At 70.3% G+C, this 20,034-nt stretch carries 17 protein-coding genes and 1 pseudogene; 12 read left to right on the top strand and 6 right to left on the bottom strand.

Annotation, left to right across the window (positions count from 1 at the left end; all coding sequences use genetic code 11):
* Positions 1–100: 100 nt before the first annotated feature.
* From KUTG_RS37955 to KUTG_RS54365, 5 genes are all read left to right on the top strand, one after another.
* Positions 101–460 carry a WXG100 family type VII secretion target gene (locus tag KUTG_RS37955; RefSeq protein WP_232241183.1) on the top strand — a complete coding sequence of 120 codons (360 nt, stop codon included), beginning with the start codon at positions 101–103 and terminating at the stop codon, positions 458–460.
* Positions 461–476: 16 nt separating this feature from the next.
* The gene (locus KUTG_RS37950) at positions 477–779 is read left to right on the top strand and encodes a WXG100 family type VII secretion target (RefSeq protein ID WP_043723824.1); all 303 of its coding nucleotides are present in this window, start codon (positions 477–479) and stop codon (positions 777–779) included.
* A gap of 126 nt (positions 780–905) precedes the next feature.
* Positions 906–1,256, top strand: coding sequence for a hypothetical protein (locus KUTG_RS37945; protein ID WP_052395864.1), 351 nt, complete (start codon positions 906–908; stop codon positions 1,254–1,256).
* On the top strand, positions 1,247–2,470 hold the full coding sequence (locus KUTG_RS37940) for a WXG100 family type VII secretion target (protein ID WP_043723820.1): 1,224 nt from the start codon (positions 1,247–1,249) through the stop codon (positions 2,468–2,470). Before KUTG_RS37945 ends, KUTG_RS37940 begins: the two co-directional genes overlap by 10 nt.
* A 2-nt stretch (positions 2,471–2,472) precedes the next feature.
* Positions 2,473–3,192, top strand: coding sequence for a transglycosylase SLT domain-containing protein (locus KUTG_RS54365; RefSeq protein ID WP_052395863.1), 720 nt, complete (start codon positions 2,473–2,475; stop codon positions 3,190–3,192).
* A 63-nt stretch (positions 3,193–3,255) separates the two neighbouring features.
* Here KUTG_RS54365 and KUTG_RS37930 read toward each other — a convergent pair whose 3' ends face one another.
* The 3 genes from KUTG_RS37930 to KUTG_RS37920 form a co-directional block, all read right to left on the bottom strand.
* Entirely contained in the window at positions 3,256–4,410 is a 1,155-nt protein-coding gene (locus KUTG_RS37930; RefSeq protein WP_043732027.1) for a S8 family serine peptidase, read from the bottom strand.
* The gene (locus KUTG_RS37925) at positions 4,407–5,675 is read right to left on the bottom strand and encodes a sensor histidine kinase (protein WP_043723819.1); all 1,269 of its coding nucleotides are present in this window, start codon (positions 5,673–5,675) and stop codon (positions 4,407–4,409) included. Before KUTG_RS37925 ends, KUTG_RS37930 begins: the two co-directional genes overlap by 4 nt.
* 156 nt (positions 5,676–5,831) lie before the next feature.
* Positions 5,832–6,197 carry a hypothetical protein gene (locus KUTG_RS37920; protein ID WP_043723817.1) on the bottom strand — a complete coding sequence of 122 codons (366 nt, stop codon included), beginning with the start codon at positions 6,195–6,197 and terminating at the stop codon, positions 5,832–5,834.
* A gap of 283 nt (positions 6,198–6,480) precedes the next feature.
* On the opposite strand from KUTG_RS37920, the gene KUTG_RS54360 reads away from it, so the two are divergent.
* Both KUTG_RS54360 and KUTG_RS37910 read left to right on the top strand, forming a co-directional pair.
* Positions 6,481–8,253, top strand: a complete 1,773-nt coding sequence (locus KUTG_RS54360) for a serine/threonine-protein kinase (RefSeq protein WP_052395862.1) — start codon at positions 6,481–6,483, stop codon at positions 8,251–8,253.
* 59 nt (positions 8,254–8,312) lie between these two features.
* Entirely contained in the window at positions 8,313–9,104 is a 792-nt protein-coding gene (locus KUTG_RS37910) for a hypothetical protein (RefSeq protein ID WP_043723814.1), read from the top strand.
* Here the strand turns inward: KUTG_RS37910 and KUTG_RS37905 are convergent.
* Entirely contained in the window at positions 9,092–11,617 is a 2,526-nt protein-coding gene (locus KUTG_RS37905; RefSeq protein ID WP_157495053.1) for a hypothetical protein, read from the bottom strand. The two genes, KUTG_RS37910 and KUTG_RS37905, sit on opposite strands and share 13 nt — an antisense overlap.
* A gap of 232 nt (positions 11,618–11,849) precedes the next feature.
* Between KUTG_RS37905 and KUTG_RS64355 the strand changes: the two are divergent.
* A pseudogene (locus KUTG_RS64355) lies at positions 11,850–11,967 on the top strand (IS30 family transposase); the annotation flags it as partial.
* A 132-nt stretch (positions 11,968–12,099) separates the two neighbouring features.
* Here KUTG_RS64355 and KUTG_RS37900 read toward each other — a convergent pair.
* Entirely contained in the window at positions 12,100–13,140 is a 1,041-nt protein-coding gene (locus KUTG_RS37900; RefSeq protein ID WP_043732023.1) for an AAA family ATPase, read from the bottom strand.
* Complete coding sequence (gene pnuC, locus KUTG_RS37895; RefSeq protein ID WP_043723810.1) at positions 13,137–13,742, bottom strand: nicotinamide riboside transporter PnuC; 606 nt, start codon at positions 13,740–13,742, stop codon at positions 13,137–13,139. The genes KUTG_RS37900 and pnuC overlap by 4 nt, the downstream gene beginning before the upstream one ends.
* A 45-nt stretch (positions 13,743–13,787) precedes the next feature.
* On the opposite strand from pnuC, the gene KUTG_RS37890 reads away from it, so the two are divergent.
* The 4 genes from KUTG_RS37890 (at position 13,788) to KUTG_RS37870 (ending at position 19,882) form a co-directional block, all read left to right on the top strand.
* Positions 13,788–14,435, top strand: coding sequence for an ImmA/IrrE family metallo-endopeptidase (locus tag KUTG_RS37890; RefSeq protein ID WP_198047441.1), 648 nt, complete (start codon positions 13,788–13,790; stop codon positions 14,433–14,435).
* A 69-nt stretch (positions 14,436–14,504) separates the two neighbouring features.
* Entirely contained in the window at positions 14,505–16,373 is a 1,869-nt protein-coding gene (locus KUTG_RS37885; protein WP_369794563.1) for a DHA2 family efflux MFS transporter permease subunit, read from the top strand.
* Between the two features lie 37 nt (positions 16,374–16,410).
* Positions 16,411–19,188: a DEAD/DEAH box helicase gene (locus tag KUTG_RS37875; RefSeq protein ID WP_052396778.1), complete on the top strand. Its 2,778-nt coding sequence runs from the start codon at positions 16,411–16,413 to the stop codon at positions 19,186–19,188.
* Positions 19,181–19,882 (top strand): SWIM zinc finger family protein, encoded by a 702-nt coding sequence (locus tag KUTG_RS37870; RefSeq protein ID WP_052395861.1) that lies wholly within the window; start codon positions 19,181–19,183, stop codon positions 19,880–19,882. The genes KUTG_RS37875 and KUTG_RS37870 overlap by 8 nt, the downstream gene beginning before the upstream one ends.
* Positions 19,883–20,034: the final 152 nt, after the last annotated feature.

The raw sequence follows: 20,034 nt of genomic DNA, 5'->3' as shown, positions 1-20,034 counted from the left end.
GTGCCGTCACTCGACCTGGCAGTTGTGCCGTTTGCTCGAAGCCTCGCTGTTCCTAGCGTTAGCGGTGACCAGAAGGCAGTCGAGCGAGAGGAGGTGGCCCGTGAGCAGCCCCGGCTTCAAGGCCGACGCAGCGGCGATGACGCGAGCGGTCCAGGGTTTCGAGGAGTGCGCGGCGAACGCCAAGAAGACCATGTCGGACTTGGAGAACGACCTGGTCTCGGCGCTGAGCCACTACCAGGGCAGCCAGGCCACCGCGTTCTGGCAGCTGCACACGCAGCTCCAGGACAAGATGCGGGTTGCGAGCACCGAGCTCGACACCATGGCCAACCTGGTGAACCAGAGCTTCCACAACTACGGCAGCGGTGACAGCACGGTCGCCCAGAGCCTGACCAGCCTGTCCAACAACGTCGACGCCGGCGGGGCGGTCTTCGGCCGCCTGACCGGCGGCGCGTCGGTCTGACCCGAGGGAGCACACGATGACCGCCGACCAGATCAGCGTCGACTTCGCGGCACTCCAGGTCAGCTCGCAGACCCTGGCCGCCAAGGCGAAGGCGCTGCAGGAGTACCTCGACCAGCTGCACACGGCGCTGCAGCCGATCAAGGCCACCTGGTACGCCTCGGGCAGCTCCGCGGGCCAGGCCTCCGAGCAGGCCGAGACGCGGCTGCGCAACGCCACCAACGACATCGCCAACATCGTCGGACAGTTCGGCGGCAAGGTGCTGGAGGCGCACGACCTCCAGCTGGCGTTGGAGAACAAGAACACGCAGTACTTCGCGTGACCTCCGGCGGACTACTTTTCGAGCACGCGAGTAGCTAGAGTAAGCCGAACGTCAAGCGTTGCGGTTCTGCCCGCCGCCGTCGGCGCGCGTTCACCACAACTGACGAATCTGGGGAGCTGACCAGGGATGTGGGACCAGTCGTTCTCCGTCCACCTGGAGTCGCTGACGGACTTCGCCCGCGAGCTGCAGACCCAGCTGGACGGCATGGGCAACCCGATGGACCAGCTCACGCAGCTGGCCTCGGCGCCGGTGCTGCTCGGCGACTTCGGCGAGGCGTTCACGCTGGCGCAGCGCACGAAGGCGGCGGTCGCGGAGATGCACGGCCTGCTCGACCAGGTGCGGCAGGCGATCGAGTTCGCCGAGAACGTGACGAAGACCGTCGCCACCGGCTACGAGCGGCTGGACGACGATCTCGCCAGCGGCATGCAGGTCACGACGGGTTACGCGGACAGCCAGGGTGACTCCACATGGACATGACCCCACACACGAACTTCGGCCAGTACAGCCACGAGCAGCTCTACACGATGCTGTTCGCCAGCGACCCGGACACCGTCGGCGACGCCGCCGACATCTGGGACACGACCGGCAAGGGCTTGCACGACAAGGCCAACGACCTCCAGTCGCAGCTGTCCGGCTTCAAGGACAAGTGGCAGGGTGGCGCGGCGCAGCAGTACCAGTCGATGATCGGCGATCTCTCCGAGGGCATCCGCAAGGTCGCCGAGACCGCGTTCGCCATGCGGGACCTCACCCACGACGCCGCCGAGGCGCTGACCACCGCGCGGGCCAAGATGCCCAAGCCGGTGAACGTGCCGCAGGTGTCGCCGTCGGTGATGTCCCTTGCCACGACGCAGATCCAGGTGCAGGCCGACACGCCGCCCCAGGTCGTGGCCCAGATGCAGCAACAGCAGGCGGCCGCGATCTCCCAGGTGCGGGACCAGCAGTCGGCCGTGGCGGCGTCGAATGCCGCGCACGCCGAGGCCGTGATGGTGATGCAGGCGCTGGCCGGCGATTACACCACCGCGCAGCAGTCGATCCCGCCTTCGCCCAACGCTGAACAGGTTCCGTCCGGCACCGCGCCGACGACCACCCAGTCCGGCGGGGCGGTGAGCGCGCCGATCGTGTCGACGTCCTGGGTCAACACCGCCACCGGCACCACCACGACCTTGCCGGCCGGCGGCGTGCCCACGAGCGCTCCGCAGGGCGGATCTCCGTTGTTCGGCGGCATGTTCACCGCCGGGCTGGCGGCCGCGTCGGCGGCGGCGTTCGGGCGCTTCGGGTCGATCATGCCCAAGGTTCCCGGCTTCGCGAAGCCCAAGAACGACGAGAAGTCCACGGGCACACCGGCCGGCGCGAAGCTCGGCGACTCGTCGCTGAAGCTGCCCGGCGGCGCTGGCGGCGGTGGGTCTATAGGTGGAGGTGGCGGCGGTGTGCCCGGTGCCGTGCCGACGAGCATGGTCGCCAGCGGCGGCTCCCCGACCGCCGATCTCGCCGGCGGCGCACTGGGCGCGGCCGTCGCGGATGCCGCCGGCAGCAAGGCAATGTCGCCGATGATGCCCATGATGCCCATGAACGGGGCCGGGGCCAACGACATGGGCGGCGGACGCCGGATCCCGCCGTGGCTGGTCGAGACCGAGGACGTGTGGGGCGAATCCTCCGCCGTCGCCCCGTCCGTGATCGGCGAGGACTTCTGACCGTGCCGACCATCACCGCCCGGGAGATCGCCCAGCACGCCTACGCCGCCGGCTTCCGGGGCGACTCGCTCACCACCGCCGTGGCCGTCGCCCTGGCCGAATCCCATGGCGACACCGGGATTCACGGCGACGTCAACCTCCAGACCGGCACCTGGGGCCCGTCCGTCGGGCTGTGGCAGATCAGGTCCCTCAACCCCGGTCACGGCACCGCCACCGAGCAGGCCCTGCGCAATGCGCAGGCCAACGCCGATCCGGCGACCAATGCCCGGCACGCGTACACGATTTCCCGACAGGGCAACAACTTCCGACCTTGGTCCACGTACACGAACGGCGCCTACCGGGGTTACCTCAACCAGGCGCGGACCGCCAGCCGTCAGGTCACCAGCGGCACCTCAACCGGCGGCGCCACCCCCACCTCGTTCCGGGCCGCTCCGCGCGCCCTGGACCAGGTGGCCGCCGAACTCGCCGCACAAGCCCAGCGGCTGCGGTCCCTTCAGGGCGAGGTCGGCTCCCCCGGTCCGGCCCCGTCCGCCTTCGGCGGCCTGCCGCAGTCGCAGCAGGCCGCTGAGGTGAACACCAAGCTGGTCGAGGCCCTCGCCGCGCGCATCACCGCCCAGGCCGACCGGGCGTCCGCGCTGTCGGCGGGCGTGCGGTCCAGCTCCGCCAACTACCAGCAGGGCGACGACCAGGCCGCGCGGTCCTACCTGTCGCTCATGCCCTGACCCAGGCATGATTTCGGCCTTGACGCACACCGCCCGGCGCATGTTCGAGCGGGTCGCAGTGACTCAGGGGCTGACCTTCCAACCCCGTTCCCGGCCTCGCCGGATCGTCACGGTGATCAGCCCGGCCAAGGCCGCCAAGGCCACGCCGCCCAACGCCAATCCGCCCACCAGCGAGTTGATCGGCGGCTGCGCCGGGGCGGCGGCGGGGACCAGCGCCGGGGCCGCGGCGGTGGTCGGCGAAGTACCGGGACCTGAGGCGGTCAAAGGAAGTTGCGAGGTCACGGCGGTGTAGGCGTCGACGAGACCCCAGCCCAGTCGGGGATCCCGCCCGCCACCGGAGGCCCGGGAAGCGGTGAGGGTGAGGCGGTTGACGATCTGAGCCGGCGTGGCGGTCGGCTGATGAGACCGCAGCAGGGCCACGGTGGCGGCGACGTAGGCGGCGGCAGCGGAAGGGTCCTTGATGGGCCAGGAATGGCCGAAACCACCGGCCGACGTGCTGACGAGATCGGCGCCGGGCGCGGCGACGTCGATGTAGTCGCCGGCTTCGGTCTGGACGGCGACGCCGTTGCGGTCGGCGGCGCCGACACCGAGGACACCGGGCAAGGCGGTGGGATAGCTGACGATTCCCTGCTGGGTGCCGGCGGCGGGAGAAACGATGACCGAGCCGGCGGCGAGGGCGGCGGCCACGGCGCCGTCAAGGGCCGGACTGTCCACAGTGGTCGGTATGTCGACGAGGATTGTGCCGGCGCCGGCATGGACGGCCTGGGTGATCGCGGTGGCGAGACGGCCGGGGTCGCCGGGGTTGGTGTCGCCGGACCCGGCGGTGTAGCGAACGGGCAGCAGGTGGGCACCGGGTGCGAGGCCGACAAAAGTGGTCTGGTCATTGGGTTGGGCACCGATGATGCCGGCGGCGAAAGTGCCTCGGCCGTCGCAGTCGGCAACGCCGCCGGGGCGTGCCACGAGGTCGTCGGAGGACAGCACCTGGTCGTGCCCGAACTGCGGGTTACTGCCGTCCACCCCGGCGCCGACGATGGCCACGGTCTGTCCGGTTCCTTTGGTGAGCAACCAGATTCGCGACGGGTCGACCAGCTTCTGGGCCCACGACGGCGGATCCTGGTACACCTCGCTCGATGTGGCGCAGCCGGCGGCCTGGGCAAGCGGCACGTCCACGAACAACGCCACCACGAGCGCCACGAACAATGCGGCGGTCACCTTCACCGGGGCACCCACAACGTCACCCGAGTTCCCCGGCCGGGCTGGGAGTGCACCTGTGAGCGGCCGCCGACCTCGGCCAGCCGGGCGGCGATGGACTCGCTGATGCCGAAGCCGGCCGGCCGATCGGCGTCGCTGAACCCGCTGCCGTGATCTCGCGCTATCACGGCGATGCCGCCATCGCGCTCCTCGATCCGCAGCACGGCAACATTCGTGCCGGAGTGCTTCATGGTGTTACGCAAGGCCTCCCGCGCCGCGTCACGGACGGCCCGTCGCCGCGCCTCCGGCATGGTGCTGTCGTCGACCTCCGAGAACACCAGCTGGGCCCGCAACCCCTCACGGGCCATTTCCGTGGCCAGCAGGGTGAGATCCTCGCCGATCGTCGTCGGATGCGGCAGATCCGGCTCGCCGGCCAGCCCGCGCCGCAGTTCCATCGCCTGGGCCCGAGCGATGCCACGCAGCTCGACGGTCCGGTGATCGTCGCCGGCGACGGGCAAGGCCATGACCTCCAACGCCTGCAACACGGTGTCGTGCAGCTCCCGCCGAACCTTGGCCGCCTCGGCCTCGCGCCCACGCCGGATGCCCAGTCCCAGCGCCAGTCTCGTGCCCAGGCCGACCAGCAGCAGCGCCCCGGTCGATGTCACGATCGTGACGCCGAGCAGCAAAGTGTTGCCGACCACCGTGATCACCGGCACGGACGTCGCCGCCTGCATCGGCACGCTCAGCCCGGCCAGCAACAGTCCAAAGGGGATTCCCCACGCGACCGTCCACAACGCGACGGAGCCGACCAGATGGGTCCAGGTCAGCGCGGAGGCCGACGGGTCGAGGTAGCCCACCACGAGATTCGCCGTGACCGCGATGGCCGCGTCGGTGATCAGCAGCCCCCGCATCGACTCGTTCAGCACGCCGGGAACCCGCAGCGCCCACACGATCGTCGCCGCGTTCAACACGAACAGCACCAGGCCCACCGCGAGGCCGACGCCGGTGTGGCCGGAGGCGAGCACCGGGAACAGCATCGCCGGCAGCACGACGAAGCGGTACACCATCGGCACCAGCACCACGTACTTGCAGGCCCGCGCCATCAGGGAATCGGGCTCCGGCTGGCTTTCCGCCGAGCACATGGCCGAAATCCGCTGCCAGCCCGGCACCGGCGTCGGGTCCACCACCTGGTCGGGCACGTCCCGAGGCGTCGCCGCGATCACCGGCGCACCCCGGCGCAGCAGCTGCACGAGAAAGCTCGGCACGCGCGCCGGGTATCCGGCCAACGACATCAGGACCCCTCCGATGCGCCTCGGCTACCCCAGCACCGTACCGGGGCCGGGGCGGGCCTTCGAGGGCCTCAAGGGAAGTCGCCCTGGTGCGCGAAGGCAATCCCCTTGAGCCGATCAGAGCAGAATCTTCAGGCGCCGTTCAGGCTGCTCACCGGGTCACCGGGCCGCGGCCCGCGGCGGCGCGGTGACGACCACCCACGCCACGCCGCCGGCCAGCAGGAAAACGGCGGTCGAGACGACGGCCGTGGCCCGGCCGGCGGTGATCAGCGGACGGGCCAGCCGCCGGCCGGCCAGGATCCTGGCCACGGTCCGCCGCCCGGCCGCCGCGGCCGCGTTGTCATCGAGCTCCTGCACCCGGGCCCAACACCGGTCGGCCTCGGCGAACTCGTCGCGTTGAGCCTGCACGCGAGCCAGCAGGTCAAGCGCGGCAACGGAATCCAGGCCGGCGAGCAGCCGGGCGGCCTCCTCCAGGTCACCGTCTCGGACAGCTTCCCGCGCACGGTGCAGCGTCACATCCGTCATCGTCTCCGCACCACACCAATACTTTCGTCCACTCGGCAACACAAAGAGCACTGTGGACCCACGCTCACCCTGCCCTTGGTCCGGTCCGCCGCCGGCGGTGGGGCAACCCCGCCGCCCCCACCGCCGTCCCCCTGCGGCGGCGGCTCACTTTGTAGCGCGGCCGATCGGGGACCGTTCCCCGAAAGCGGTGCTCCCCGGCCGGGGTTGTTGGTCCGATGGTGACGTCCGCTTGTGGCCACCGCAGGCTCGCGGGACAGTACTGTCTGTCGCGATTGGGGGAGACGTGCAGACCGGAGAGAAGATCGCCGGGCGGTATCGGCTGGAGGAGCCCGTCGGTTCCGGCGGCAACGGGGTGGTCTGGCGGGCCGTCGACGAGCAGCTGGACCGGGAGGTGGCGCTGAAGCGGGCCATTCCCGGCGACCCCGGGCCGTACAGCGAGCAGCTCCAGCAGCTGCGCCGTGAGGCCCGGCTGCTGGCCCAGCTCAACCACCACCACATCGTCACCCTGTACGACGTGCTCGACGACGGTGACGACTGCTGGCTGGTCATGGAGTACGTGCCGGCGCAGAGCCTGGCCGAACGGAGTGTGCTGCCCGCCTCGGTGGCCGCCGGCCTCGGCGCGCAGATCGCCGACGCCCTGGCCGCCGTGCATGCCAAGGGCATCCTGCACCGGGACGTCAAGCCGGCCAACGTCCTGTTGATCTCCGACCACGAGGCCAAGCTCGGCGACTTCGGCATCTCCCGCGTGCTGGCCGGCGACGAGACCGTGACCGGATCTACCGTGCTGGCCGGGACTCCCGGCTACCTGGCGCCCGAGGTGGCCAACGGCAGCGATCCGACGGCCGCCTCCGACCTCTTCTCGTTGGGATCGACGCTGTACGCCGCGGTGGAGGGCACTTCCCCGGTCGGTGACACCACGGACAACGCTTTCCTACGGCTGCGGCGGGCGGCCGAGGGCCGGCTCCGCCCTTGCAGCACCGCTACCCCGCTGACCCCGGTGCTGACGCAGTTGTTGCAGGTCGATCCCCGCAAGCGCCCCACTGCGGCGGAGGCGCGCGTGCTGTTGTCACGGGCCGCGACAGCCGACCAGCCCGCCCCGCGGCCATCCCGCCGGGGACCGCTGGTGGCTGCTGCGCTGATCGTGGCGGTCGCTGTCGGTGTGGGCACGTGGGTCGCCCTTGGCTCGCGGCAGCCCCAGCAGCAGCAGCAGCCGTTCGACGGATCCGTGATCGGCGAGTCGGCCACGGCCGACCCGTGCAAGATCATCGATCCGAACGTGATGGCGCAGTACGGCGTGCCCCACCTGTCCTTCGACGACTGGGGCCTCGACCAGTGCAACGTCATCGTGAAGGTGGACAAGGACCAGCGCGAGTCCAACCTCACGATCACGCTGGCCAACACCGATCCGGCGGCGGAGGTGACCGGTCGGATCGAGAACAGGGCCACCTATCGCCTCGTCCGCGAGGATCTCGCCGACGGGTCGTGCACCCGGCGCGTCCAGTTTCCCGACCACCGCGAGATCGATCTTCGTCTCGATAGGAACACCATCACCGACGCCGACGCGTGCCGGATGGCCGACACCGCCACCGAGTCGGCCATGGCGACCATCGCCAAGGACCCGATCCCACGACGCGCCAGCCGGCCCGATCCGCTGTCGCTGCTGAACAAGAATGCGTGCGACGCCGGCAGATCGCCGCAGTTCCCGGCCAATGTGCCGAACATCGACCCCGCCGGTCCCACCCTGCCCGGCTTCGCGGGCTGGCGCTGCACCTGGGGCACCGACCGGGATCCGGTCAAGCTGTGGGTGGAGTTCGCCCGCCGCAGCACCTTCGACGAGGATATCGGCCGGCGGATCCAGGTCGGCGCCCAGCCCGCGGAGATCCTCGGGCAGACCGACAAGGACACGTGCGAGGTCAACGTGGCCGAGCAGCCGTACCAGGGCGCGTACGAGAAGCGGATGGAGACGATCGCCGCCTACGCGCAGAGCCCGGGCAAGACCCAGCAGGAGCGCTGCGACCTCGCCGTCAAGCTGGCCGACGCCGCCGCGGCCGGGTGAGCCGGGGACCGTTCCCCGCCGGACCGGCGCATGCTGGGGCCGACGGTTTGGAGGCGGACATGAGGGAGCTGGTCCCGGGCGGCGTGCTGACCGCCGACCACCACAGCCTGGCGCTCGGCGTGCCGGCCGGCGCGGTGCCGGGCACGCTGCACGTGCTGGCGCTGTCCGGCGGCATCGCGGTCGGCCCGAAGGAGGGCCGAACCGTCCTTTTCGGACGGAACCGGCCGGACGTGCACGTCTGCGTCGGCGAGAACGACCGCCGGGTCAGCCGGCACCAGGGCACCATCCTGCACAGCGCCGACCAGTGGTGGCTGCAGGCCACCGGCAAGCTGCCGCTGCGGCTGCCGCGGTCCCGGATGCTGTTCACCGAGGACGACCCGGTCCCCCTGTCCACCGGCTACACCCCGCTGTTCGTGCGCGGGTCGAGCGGCCGGGAGCACCTGATCGAGGTGCACGTCCAGGCCGCGGAGGGGCAGGGCCCCTCGACCCGGCACGGCGATGTCACCCAGCCGCCCAACGTGTGGCCGCTCACGCCGGCGGAACGGCTCGTCCTGGTCGTGCTCGGCCAGCGCTACCTGCTGCACGAGCTGTACCCGAACCCGTTGTCCTGGCGGCAGGTCGCCGAGCACCTCGGCGAGGTCGAGCCGGACCAGCAGTGGTCGGGCAAGAAGGTCGAGCACCTGGTGCAGGGCGTCCGGATCCGGCTGAGCCGGGGCGGTGTCGCCGGCCTGACCCGTGAGGAGGTCCGCGAGCCGGTCGGCAACACCTTGAACCACAACCTGATCGGCGAGCTGATGGCCACCACCACGCTGGTGCCGCCGGACCTGCGTCTGATCGGCTACGAGGGATAGGGCACGGCCGCCGCCAGTTCCCGGATGTCCTCGTCCTCGTGCGCCCGGAGTTCGGCCAGCCGTGTCGGCCACGGCTGCGCCCAATTCGTTGACGCGCCGCCGATGTGAACCAGTTGCAGGGCGAGACGGGTCGGCACGTAGCCGCCGATCCCTTGCAGTTCAGCGAGAATGACCTCCGCTGCCGCCTCGTTCCACTCTCTCGGCCGTATGAAGCTCCTGTTGGACACGCGATCCGGCCGATCGCCGATGAGCACGACGAGTTCGCGCCACCACACCGGATCGAGGCTGCGCATCGCCGTCATGGTGAGCGCGTCGACGGCGAAGCGGACCATCCCGGATTGTTGGAGTGTGTCGACGTAGCGGCGGGCCAACTCCGTCGAGCGGCTGCGGAACGCCACCGACCGGAAGGCCCGCAGCCAGTCGGTCTCGCCGGAAATCCTGGCCAGCACGGCCATTGCGGCCCTGTCGCCGGCCTCCGTGTCCGCTGCCGCCCACAGTGTGCTCACTACGGCGGCGGACAGGCCGGGCTTGCCGGCATGCTCGACCACGCGGTCGAAACCGTCCGGCGCCAGCCCCCAGAGCTTGCCGTACGCGCCGATCACGTCCTCCCGTCCGTGGGGGATCGCGTCGACCACCAGGCGGGCCAACCTCACCGATTGGTCGCGGGTCAGGCCGACCACCGGTTCACGCAGCACCGCTTGCCGGATCTCGTCATCGTGGTCCGCCAAAGCCGCCGCCACGGCCGGGGCAACTCGCGGGTCCTCGTTCAGGAACGTGACCAGCGAGGACATCGCGACCGTCCTGAGGTCACGGTGGCCGTGCTGCCACAACCTCAGCAGGCGGTCGACCGCCGTCGGCGGTCGGGTCTCGGCCAGCAGCCGGGCCTGTTCCCTTTCCCCACCAACGGATATCGCCGTCAGCTCACCGTCGACGAGATCCGCCAGCCGACGGGCCGCCAGCCGCGAGATCGGGCCTCGGCGGGCCTGCACGCAGCGCACCAGCACGTGTTCCGCGGTGATGCCACGCAGGGCTGCCAGCGCCAGCGATTGCGGCGCGCGGTCGAGGAGGTAGATCAGGACACCCTGGTCGTGCACCATCTTGGCCGCCTCGACACGCGCCGTCAGCTCGGCTGCGTCGTCCATGGCCAGCCGAGCCGCCTGCTTCTCGTAGATCAGCCGCTGCACCGGGTGCCACCGCCCGGTTTTGCTGGTCGGCCCGGGCCATCCCACCTTTAGGACGTCGTCGACCAGATCGGTGCGACGGCCGGCGATGATCGCCCAGACCTCGGGTTCGAGGCCGTGCCGGGGATCTCGGGCCACCAGTTCGACGGCCTGTCGCTCGGTCATCACGCCGATCCGCTCCTTGAGCCGGCGCAGCGCCCTTCGGTTCTTCGGCGGCTGGTCCAGGTGGCCCGACATAGCGTCAATCATCCTTTGCCACAACGCTTTCGGCACCGCATCGAGCAGCCGCCTCGGCGCAGACACCAGCTGTTCGAGCATCGCCGTCCGCGTGAAGCGCCAGTCCGTCCAGGCTCGCTCCGTACGCGCCACGGCCTCGGCAAACACCGCGCCGTCGCCATTTCTCACCGCGCAGGCAAGGAACTCGCTCCACGCCGACGCCCGGTCCCCGTTGTTCACCGCGTCCAGCAGCTGCTCCGCAACCTCCGCGAACGGCAGCGCACCGATGAACTCCTTGCGGTCACGGACGTATTCCCTGCGCTCGCCCAGCGGCAGCGTCGCTATCTCGTTCACCGTGCTGTACTGGTCGATCAGCCCGCGCCGTTGTTCCTCCGGCAGCTCGGCCAGCACCCGCGCCCGTTCGTCGAACCGGATATACGGCCACAGCTTCTTGACGTCCGATGTGGACCTCAGCGCCACCACTGCCAGCCGTGTTGTCCGGCACAAGCGTGGATTCTCAGCCAGAAACTCGCCCACCGCCTCCGGTTCTCGCACCACCAGCCGTTCCAGCAGCGTGGCCGCTTTCCCCGGCTCCGCGCGGATCGCCGCCACCATCACTTTCGGCGCCGTCTTGACCAACTGCTGCCGCACCGACAGGTCCGCACCCGTTCTCGGCAGCCATTTTTCGACCATCCCCGGCGAGCACGCCGGCAGCAGCCTCGACGCCTCCACCCGCCCGCGCCGCTCAAACACCTTGGGCAGCAACGCATCCGCCAGCGACCACCGCCCGGTCCTTTTCAGCAGCCCGTACACCAGCAGCCGATCCCCGCGCGGCGCCGTCTCAACCAGCTCCACCAGCGCCTCATCCGGCACCGGCACCCTCCGCGCCGCCGCCAGCGCCCTGCGCCTCAGCACCGGGTCCCCCAGCGCCCGCACCACCTCGGCGACATCCCGCCGCACCGTCGCATAGTGCAGCGCCAGATGCCGGTGATAGCCGTCCCCGGAGTCCAGTTCCCTGTGTACCGACCGATATTCCGCCTCGGTCAACAGCAACGCATGCTCCGCCAGCGCCCGCATCCGCGCCGCAAACGGAAGCCGATCGACCGCCGCGCTCACCGAACGAGGGTGGCGTCGTCCTTCCTGGAGATCATGCCCGCATGATGACACCGGCCGTCCCCACCCGGCAACCGCAATAGCGCCCACCCAACGGCGGTTTCTAGGAGTCGTGGCAACACCTGAGTGATCAGGGGCCGCACCCGTGGCCGAACAGCACCGCGGCCGGATCCCGGACGCCATCAGCGGGGCCTCTGCCCATGCGTTGCCAGCCTCGTCTCACCGACCAGGCCGGCGCTCGTTGACCTGGGACCAGGGCTGCCAGCACGGGCCGGTTCACCGCCGCAAACGGTATGCCAGTCCGTTTGTACGAACCGCGCTCGCCCTGGCAACGCGGCTCCAACGAGAACAGCGGTGCCCCAACGGCTCCAGCCCCCACCCAAGCCCAAGGGGGGCGTCCCCGGACCCATCCTACCAGCGGAAACGGCGGGTGATCTTGTAAGGAGGGTGGCTGTGGACAAGTCGGGGGTTGTCCACAGGCGGCCCTAACCCAGGGGCTCGGCGAAGGTGGAGCGGTGCCGCAGGGTCTGCTCGGCGATCTTCAGAGCCAGGTCGACGCGCTGGTCGAGGCTGCCGGTCAGGAGGGCCCAGGCGTGGCCGGAGTCCTGGAGGGCGGAGGTGAACCAGGCGGTCATCCGGGCCCGGACGGCGAGGTCGCCCTCGCGGAGGCCGTCGTCGAGCCACGGGACGCCGACGTGGTCGGTGAGCAGGTAGAAGTCGCCACTGCCGTCGCGAGGGCGCCAAGTGCCGATGTAGCGGCGCTCCCAGACGGCGGTGGCGAAGGCGTCGGTGTCGCAGACGAGGAGGGGAGAGCCGGAGGCGGCGGCGGTGTCCTCGCGGCGGCGCTGCTCGACGGCGATCTTGTCGAAGTCGTCCTGGTTCCAGACGAGCTGATCCAGCACGCCGCCCTCGGCCCGCCACTTCACGTAGGTGTAGTCGCGGCCGTACTCCTCGACCCACCCGGTCCGAGCCCACACGCCGCCGCGAGCACGAAAGGCCTCGGCGACCAGCCGGGACACGGTGGTCGTGCCGGTGGACTCGGCGCCGACGAACACGAGCCGGGCAGCCATGCCAGACCGGACCACGGGATCCAGGAAGTCCCACTGACCGGCAAGATCGGCCCGGATCGCGGTCGACGACACCGAGACGTTCAACCGCGCGGGATCGACCAGCACGTGCTCGGCGCCGAAACGGCGGGCCAGCTCGTCGCCGTACTTCTCGGACGTGAACACGGCATCAATCCGGACGTCGCCGAGGGCGGCGCGCATGACGGCGACCTGCGCGGCCCAGATCGGCTCGTCGGCCATGTCCACCGGAATATCGCAGCGGGTGCCGACGACCTGTACTTCGGGGTGCACTTCGCGCATCCACTGGACCCGGTCGGCCAGCGGGATCGACTCCACGCTCGCCGCCTCGACCAGCACCGTCAACCGCCGGCAGCGCGCGGCGGCGGTTCGCACGAGGTGATGGTGCCCCGCGTGCGGCGGGTAGAACTTGCCCAGCACCAGGCCGTGTTCGTACGTCATGCCGGCACCGGCAGCCGTCGCCACTGGCGCAGCCCCAGCACGCACAGCCCGAGGAACAGCACGTACACGAGGGCCGTCAGATCGAGGCGTTTCACCAGGTAGAACGGCACATATATGATATCTGCGGCGATCCAGAAGAACCAGTTCTCGATCTTCTTGGCGTTCAGCAGGAACTGGGCGGCCAGTGAGATCGCCGTGGTCAGGGCGTCCCAGAACGGCGCGGCATCGTCCACCGCGGTCAGGAGCACCGTCAGCGCGGCCGTGTCGAGCACGACGAAGGCCACGCAGCCCGCAAGCAAAGCCGGACTTGCGTGCCCCGGCTCCAGCGCCGTCCGCTGCGGGCCGCCGCGCACCCACTGCCACCAGCCGAGGAAGCCGAGCACGATGTAGATCACCTGGAGCCCGGCGTCGGCGTAGAACTGCGCCGACACGAACAGGACCAGGAAAAACGCGCTGTTGGCGACGCCGACCGGGAAGTTCGCCACATGGGCGAGCACCGTCAGCACCACGCACGCGCCGCCGGTGACGAAGCCCAGCAGCTCGGCCACCGACACCTGGTCGTCGCCGAGCACGAAGAGCACCTGGTTGAGCCAGTCGATCATGGACGTTCCCCTCCCCCGCGAGCCGGCTCACGCTACCTTCTGGCGGTGGCCCTGTTCACCTCTCCGTGCCCGGTGAACGTCCGGGAGCAGAAGTGGATCGAGGAGTCGCTGGCCTGGCTCCGCACCGCTTTCGGTGAACCACGCGCCGTGATCACGGACCTCGCCGACGACGACGTGGTCGGCCGGCTCTGCCAACTCATGGACGTCGACCCGAAGACGATCACGGTCGAGCTGTACGGCGACTCGGCCGAGGACGACCTGGCCCGCGCCGCCGGGCTCACCGTCCGATCGCGGGGCGCCGCCGGGCACTACCGGCGGGAGAACGGCCGCCCGGTGATCGCCATCGACCGCACGCTCACCTCGACCCGGCTGGTCGCCACCGTCGCGCACGAGCTCGGCCACGTCCGCCTCGACGGCCGCTACGATGGCGACGACCAGGAGCCGCTGACCGATCTACTGACCGTCCACTTCGGACTCGGCGTCTTCAGTGCCAACGCCTGTTTCGACTTCAGCCAGGACCAACGGCGCCGGCAGGTCCGCCGTCTCGGCTACCTGACCGAGCCGATGTACGGCTACGCCCTCGCATGCCACGCCCACAGTCGCGGCGAGCGCCGCCCGGCCTGGGCCGGACAGCTGGATGTGAACCCGCGGGCCTACCTGAAGCGAGGCCTGCGCCACCTGCGGCGGACGTGAACGGCCTCACGGTTCCGCTTTTCCCGAGATAGTTGTAGGCTTCTAACAATTACAGTCGTACAACTACCCGTGGGGGACCCCTTGCCGGAGCTCAGCCGTCGCCGACGGCAGCTCGTGCTGGCCATCTGCTGCATGAGCCTGTTCATCGTGGGCCTGGACAACACCATCGTGAACCTGGCCCTGCCGGCCATCCAGCGCGATCTACACGCCTCGGTCACCAGCCTCCAGTGGACCATCGACGCCTACGTGCTGGTGCTGGCCAGCCTGCTGATGCTGGCTGGCTCGACCGGCGACCGGATCGGCCGCCGCCGCACCTTCCAGACCGGCTTGACGCTGTTCGGCCTCGGCTCCCTGCTGTGCAGCGTGGCCCCGAACGCCGGCTGCCTGATCGCCTTCCGCATGGTGCAGGCGGTCGGCGGCTCCATGCTCAACCCGGTGGCCATGTCGATCATCACCAACACCTTCACCGAGCCCCGCGAGCGGGCCAGGGCGATCGGCGTCTGGGGCGGCGTCGTCGGCCTCAGCATGGCGCTCGGCCCGCTGGTCGGCGGCGCGCTGGTGGAGTCGGCCGGCTGGCAGTCGATCTTCTGGATCAACGTGCCGGTCTGCGTCGCGGCGATCATCCTGGCCGCCAGGTTCGTGCCCGAATCCCGCGCGCCGCGGGCCCGCAAGCTGGACCCGGTGGGCCAGCTGCTGGTGATCGTCCTGTTCGCCGGACTGACCTACGGCATCATCGAGGGCCCGGGCCACGGCTGGGGCTCGCCGGAGATCATCGGCTGCTTCGTGCTAGCGGCGCTAGCGGCGATCGGCCTCGCGATCTACGAGCCGCGCCGCCAGGAACCCCTGATCGACCTGCGGTTCTTCCGCAGCGTGCCGTTCTCGGGCACCACCCTGATCGCGATCAGCGGCTTCGCCGCGCTGGCCGGCTACCTGTTCCTGAACGCCCTCTACCTGCAGCAGGTCCGCGGCCTGTCGGCGATGGAGGCGGGTCTGTTCTCGCTGCCGTCGGCCGCGCTGACCGCGATCCTGGCCCCGATCACCGGGCGGGTGGTGGCCAAGCGCGGGGCACGGCTGCCGCTGGTCATCGCCGGCATCGGCTTCATCGTCAGCGGCCTGCTGCTCACCCAACTGACCGCCGACTTGCCGCTGCCGCTGCTGTTCCTGCCGTACGTGGCGTTCGGCATCGCCTTCGGCACGCTGAACGCGCCGATCACCAACACGGCCGTCTCCGGCATGCCCCGCGCGCAGGCCGGCGTGGCCGCCGCGGTGGCCTCGACCAGCCGTCAGCTCGGCGTGGCGCTGGGCGTGGCGATCATCGGATCGGTGGTCACCTCGCGCATCACCGGGCCGTTCGTCACCGGTTTCACGCCGGCCAGCCACCTCGGCTGGTGGATCATGGTCGGCTGCGGCCGTGATCGTTCTGACGATGGGTATCCTGACCACGAGCCGATGGGCTCGGCGCACCGCCGACACCGCGGCGGCGACCTTCGAGACCGACGAGCCCAGGATTCCGGTGACCATGTCATGACCACAGAGACCGCGGGCCGGGCCTGGCAGGCGATGCGGTCGCTGGTGCTGGAGCAGCACGACCGCCGCGCCGAGGTCTGCCAGGCGCTGGACATGAGCTTCATCAAGGTCAAGGCGCTGTACAAGGTGGCCCGCGGCCCGCTGACCATGCGCGAGCTGACCGACGCGCTGGCCACGGACAAGCCGTACACCACGCTGGTGGTGGACTTCCTGGAGGACCGCGGCCTGGTGGAGCGCACGCGGCATCCCGAGGACCGCCGCTGCAAGATCGTCACCATCACGGAGAAGGGCGCGGCCGAGGCGGCCAAGGCCAACGCGATCCTCAACGCGGCGCCGGAGCCGTTCCTGGCCCTGCCGGCCGACGACCTCGACGCGCTGGACCGGATCCTGGGCAAGCTGGCGGTCGACTGACTTGCTGCTGCACGGTTTGTGCGGTCCGGACGGCCGAATGGCGCTGTGGGCGGAGGACTCCGCCCGGCCTCACGAGGCCGTCGGCGACGAACACCCGTTCGCCGTGACGCCGCCCTACGGCTCGCCCGAGACCCGCACGATCACGTTGCCGTCCACGGAATCCGGACCGCTGGCCTCCACGGATCCGTCGGACGGGCAGCGACTGCGGCCGTGGCAGGTTCCCGTCGGCGTGGTGGACCCGGCCACGGTTTCGGAGCTGCCGGACGATGTCGGTGACACGGTGCGGTTTCTCGCGGACATCACCGCGTACGCCGAGGACCTGGTGTCGCGCGGCCGTGTCGTGCCGGACGAGGAATCTCGTTGGCGCGCAGTGCTGTCCGGTGTGGACTCGGCCCGATTCGTCGCGCTGGCGGGGGCGATGCCGCCGGCGTGCCGGGCGGAGTCGCTGGACACGGACGCCGGCGCGATACTGCATTCCACAGTGGACCGGATCGTCGATTTCACGGTGCGGCAACGGCTTGCCGGCGTACGACTGAGCCGTGGACGGTCCGAGCTGGACCGCTGGCTCGCGGCGCTCACCGGCGAGCCCCAGTCCTTCCCCTCGCTGGAAAAGCCCCTGGAGTCGTGGCGGGCCAGCGCGGCCTCGGACAGTCCCGTGCGCACCTGTTTCCGGCTCAGCTCGCCGGACCTGGAGGACGACGACTTCTGGCTGCTGGAAGTGTTGTTGCAGTCGGTGGACGACCCGAGCGTGCTGGTGCCGGCCAAGCAGATCTGGCACGGCAACGACGATGTGCTGTACCGGTGGATCGACGATCCCCAGGCGCAACTGCTGGCGGACCTCGGCCGGGCCAGCCGGCTGCACCGGGGCCTGGAGAAGTTGCTGCGGGAGGCGCGGCCGGCCGAGCTGCGTACGGATGTCGATGGCGCCCATGCCTTCCTGCTCGACGCGGCACTGCTGACGCAGGCCGGCTTCGCCGTGCTGCTGCCGGCGAAGTGGGGACATCTCGGCCTGCGGCTGTCGGCCCGCAGCTCGCAGCCGGTCGCGGCGGTCGGCCGCGAGCGGGGCATGGGCCTCGATCTGCTCGTCGACTACAAGTGGCAGCTCGCACTGGGCGGCGAGCCCCTCACCGAGGCGGAGATGGCCACGCTCGCCGCCGCCAAGGTGCCGTTGGTGCGGCTGCGCGGCCGGTGGCTCCACCTGGACCGCAAACGTTTGGCAGCCGGTCTCGACTACCTCGGCCGATCCGGTCGGGGCACCATGACGGCCGGCGAGGTGCTGTGGGCGGAGCAAGCCGATCTGCCGCTGCCCGTGACCGATGTGCACGCTGAGGGCTGGCTCGGCTCGCTGCTGTCCGAGCATTCCGACAAGCGGCTCGAACCGATCGACACCCCGGCCGGTTTCACCGCGACGCTCCGGCCGTACCAGCAGCGCGGGTTGGCCTGGCTGAGCCTGATGGACCGGGTCGGCCTGGGCGCGTGTCTGGCCGACGACATGGGGCTGGGCAAGACCGTGCAACTGTTGGCGCTGGCCGTGTCGACCGCCGGCCGTGGGCCGACGCTGGTCGTGTGCCCCATGTCCGTCGTCGGCAACTGGCAGCGGGAGGCCGAACGGTTCGCGCCGACGTTGTCCGTGCACATCCACCACGGCGACGACCGCCTCGACGCCGCGCAGCTTTCCCGGCACGACCTCGTGATCACCACCTACGGCGTGGTCGCCCGGGACGTCGCCACCCTGTCCGATGTGGACTGGGACCGGCTCGTGCTCGACGAGGCCCAGTACGTCAAGAACAGCTCTTCCGTGCAGGCCAAGGCCGTTCGCGCGCTGCCGGCGCGGCACCGGGTCGCGCTCACCGGCACTCCAGTCGAGAACCGGCTGGCCGAACTCTGGTCCGTCATGGACTTCCTCAATCCCGGTCTGCTGCGCACCGAGCACACCTTCCGGGCCCGGTTCGCCGTGCCCGTCGAACGTTTCGGCGACCAGGAGGCGGCCGGCCGGCTGCGCCGCATCACCGGGCCGTTCCTGTTGCGGCGCTTGAAGACCGACCGCACCGTGATCGACGACCTGCCGGAGAAGTTCGAGGTGCGCCAGCTGTGCAACCTCACCGCCGAGCAGGCCACCCTGTACAAGGCGGTCGTCGACGACATGCTGGCGCGCATCGGCGAAAGCCGTGGCATCAAACGCAAGGGCCTCGTGCTGGCCGCCATGACCAAGCTCAAGCAGGTGTGCAACCACCCCGCCCAGCTGCTGGGCGACGGCTCCCCGGTCGACGGTCGCTCCGGCAAGGTCGCGCGGCTTGAGGAGATCGTCGAGCAGGTTCTCGCCGACGGCGACAAGGTGCTGTGCTTCACCCAGTTCGTCGCGTTCGGACGGATGCTCGTCGGGCATCTGTCGGGGCGCTTCGGCATCGAGGTCCCGTTCCTGCACGGCGGCACCCCGCAGCGTGCCCGCGACGAGCTCGTCGCCCGTTTTCAGTCCGCCGACGGGCCTTCCGTGCTGTTGGTGTCGCTCAAGGCCGGCGGCACCGGGCTGAATCTCACCGCTGCCAACCATGTCGTGCACCTCGACCGCTGGTGGAATCCCGCCGTCGAGGACCAGGCCACCGACCGCGCCTTCCGCATCGGCCAGCGGCGGGACGTCCAGGTGCGCAAGTTCGTCTGCGTCGGCACGCTGGAGGAGCGGATCGACCGTCTCATCGCCGAGAAGCGGGCCCTCGCCCAGCTTGTCGTCGGGGCCGGCGAGAGTTGGCTCACCGAGATGTCCACCAGCGAGCTCCGGGAGCTCATCACTCTCGCCCCGGAGGCCGTCGGTGAGTAACGGCCTCGGCGCGCAGTTCATCGCCGTCCTCGAATCCCTGGGCATGGCCTCCCGCCTGCGCCAGGGCCGCCTCGCCGCCCGCGCCGGCCAGGTCCTGAGCATGTCCTTGTCCACCAGCGTTGTCGTCGCCCAGGTTCAGGACGGCGCGCGAACCCATCGGTGCCGCATCGGCATCAAGGCCTTCACCAAGCCCGAGTGGGTCTCCGTCGAGAAGGCCCTGTCGGGCCAGGCCCTGTTCACGGCCCGCCTGCTGGCCGGCGAGGTCCCGTACGAGATGTTCGCCGACCTCGGGCTCCGGCTCTTCCCCGACGACATGCGTGAGCTGGCCATGGACTGCACGTGCGACACGTGGGACATGCCCTGCTCCCACCTCGCCGCCGTGTGCCACCTCTTGGCCGACCTGTTCGACCAGGATCCCTTCCAGGCCCTCGCCTGGCGGGGCCGCGGCCGTGACGAGCTCTTGTCCCGCTTGGGAGAACTCCGTCGCACCACAAGGGAAACCCCGCCCATCAAGGGCTTCTGGCATTCGCAGCAGCCCGTCACGGTCGCGGCGCCCGAACACGTCGAGCGGCTCGACGCCGTGCTGGACGAGCTCGCTCCCCTGCCGCTGGAAGTGCGCGGCGAGCGAGTGGCCGACCTACTGCGCCCGGCCTACCGCCGGCTCAGGACACCACGCGGTCCAGCACAGTCCTGAACACGTCTCGGTCCACAGTGGACGGATCAGCGGCGAACCACTGGCCCAGCTCCGCGATGAAGCGCTGGGGGCTCATAGGGCGGGGCCAGGGCGTCGTCGGGGTCGCCGGGTCGAGATCTCCCCGGCCGGCTGGGGTAGATCAGCACGGCGCC

The sequence above is a fragment of the Kutzneria sp. 744 genome, assembly GCF_000568255.1.
Classification (GTDB): Bacteria; Actinomycetota; Actinomycetes; order Mycobacteriales; family Pseudonocardiaceae; genus Kutzneria.
Note: the sequence above shows the minus strand (reverse complement) of the source record. Positions and strands in the feature narration are given on the sequence as shown.

What these genes read in the sequence shown, in the direction of transcription:
- KUTG_RS37925 (WP_043723819.1), bottom strand. Translation starts at nt 5,675, where the DNA reads ATGTCGTTGGCCGGATACCCGGCGCGCGTGCCGAGCTTTCTCGTGCAG.
- KUTG_RS37900 (WP_043732023.1), bottom strand. Translation starts at nt 13,140, where the DNA reads ATGACGTACGAACACGGCCTGGTGCTGGGCAAGTTCTACCCGCCGCAC.
- KUTG_RS37950 (WP_043723824.1), top strand. Translation starts at nt 477, where the DNA reads ATGACCGCCGACCAGATCAGCGTCGACTTCGCGGCACTCCAGGTCAGC.
- KUTG_RS37920 (WP_043723817.1), bottom strand. Translation starts at nt 6,197, where the DNA reads ATGACGGATGTGACGCTGCACCGTGCGCGGGAAGCTGTCCGAGACGGT.
- KUTG_RS37875 (WP_052396778.1), top strand. Translation starts at nt 16,411, where the DNA reads ATGGCGCTGTGGGCGGAGGACTCCGCCCGGCCTCACGAGGCCGTCGGC.
- KUTG_RS37945 (WP_052395864.1), top strand. Translation starts at nt 906, where the DNA reads ATGTGGGACCAGTCGTTCTCCGTCCACCTGGAGTCGCTGACGGACTTC.
- KUTG_RS37940 (WP_043723820.1), top strand. Translation starts at nt 1,247, where the DNA reads ATGGACATGACCCCACACACGAACTTCGGCCAGTACAGCCACGAGCAG.
- pnuC (WP_043723810.1), bottom strand. Translation starts at nt 13,742, where the DNA reads ATGATCGACTGGCTCAACCAGGTGCTCTTCGTGCTCGGCGACGACCAG.
- KUTG_RS37910 (WP_043723814.1), top strand. Translation starts at nt 8,313, where the DNA reads ATGAGGGAGCTGGTCCCGGGCGGCGTGCTGACCGCCGACCACCACAGC.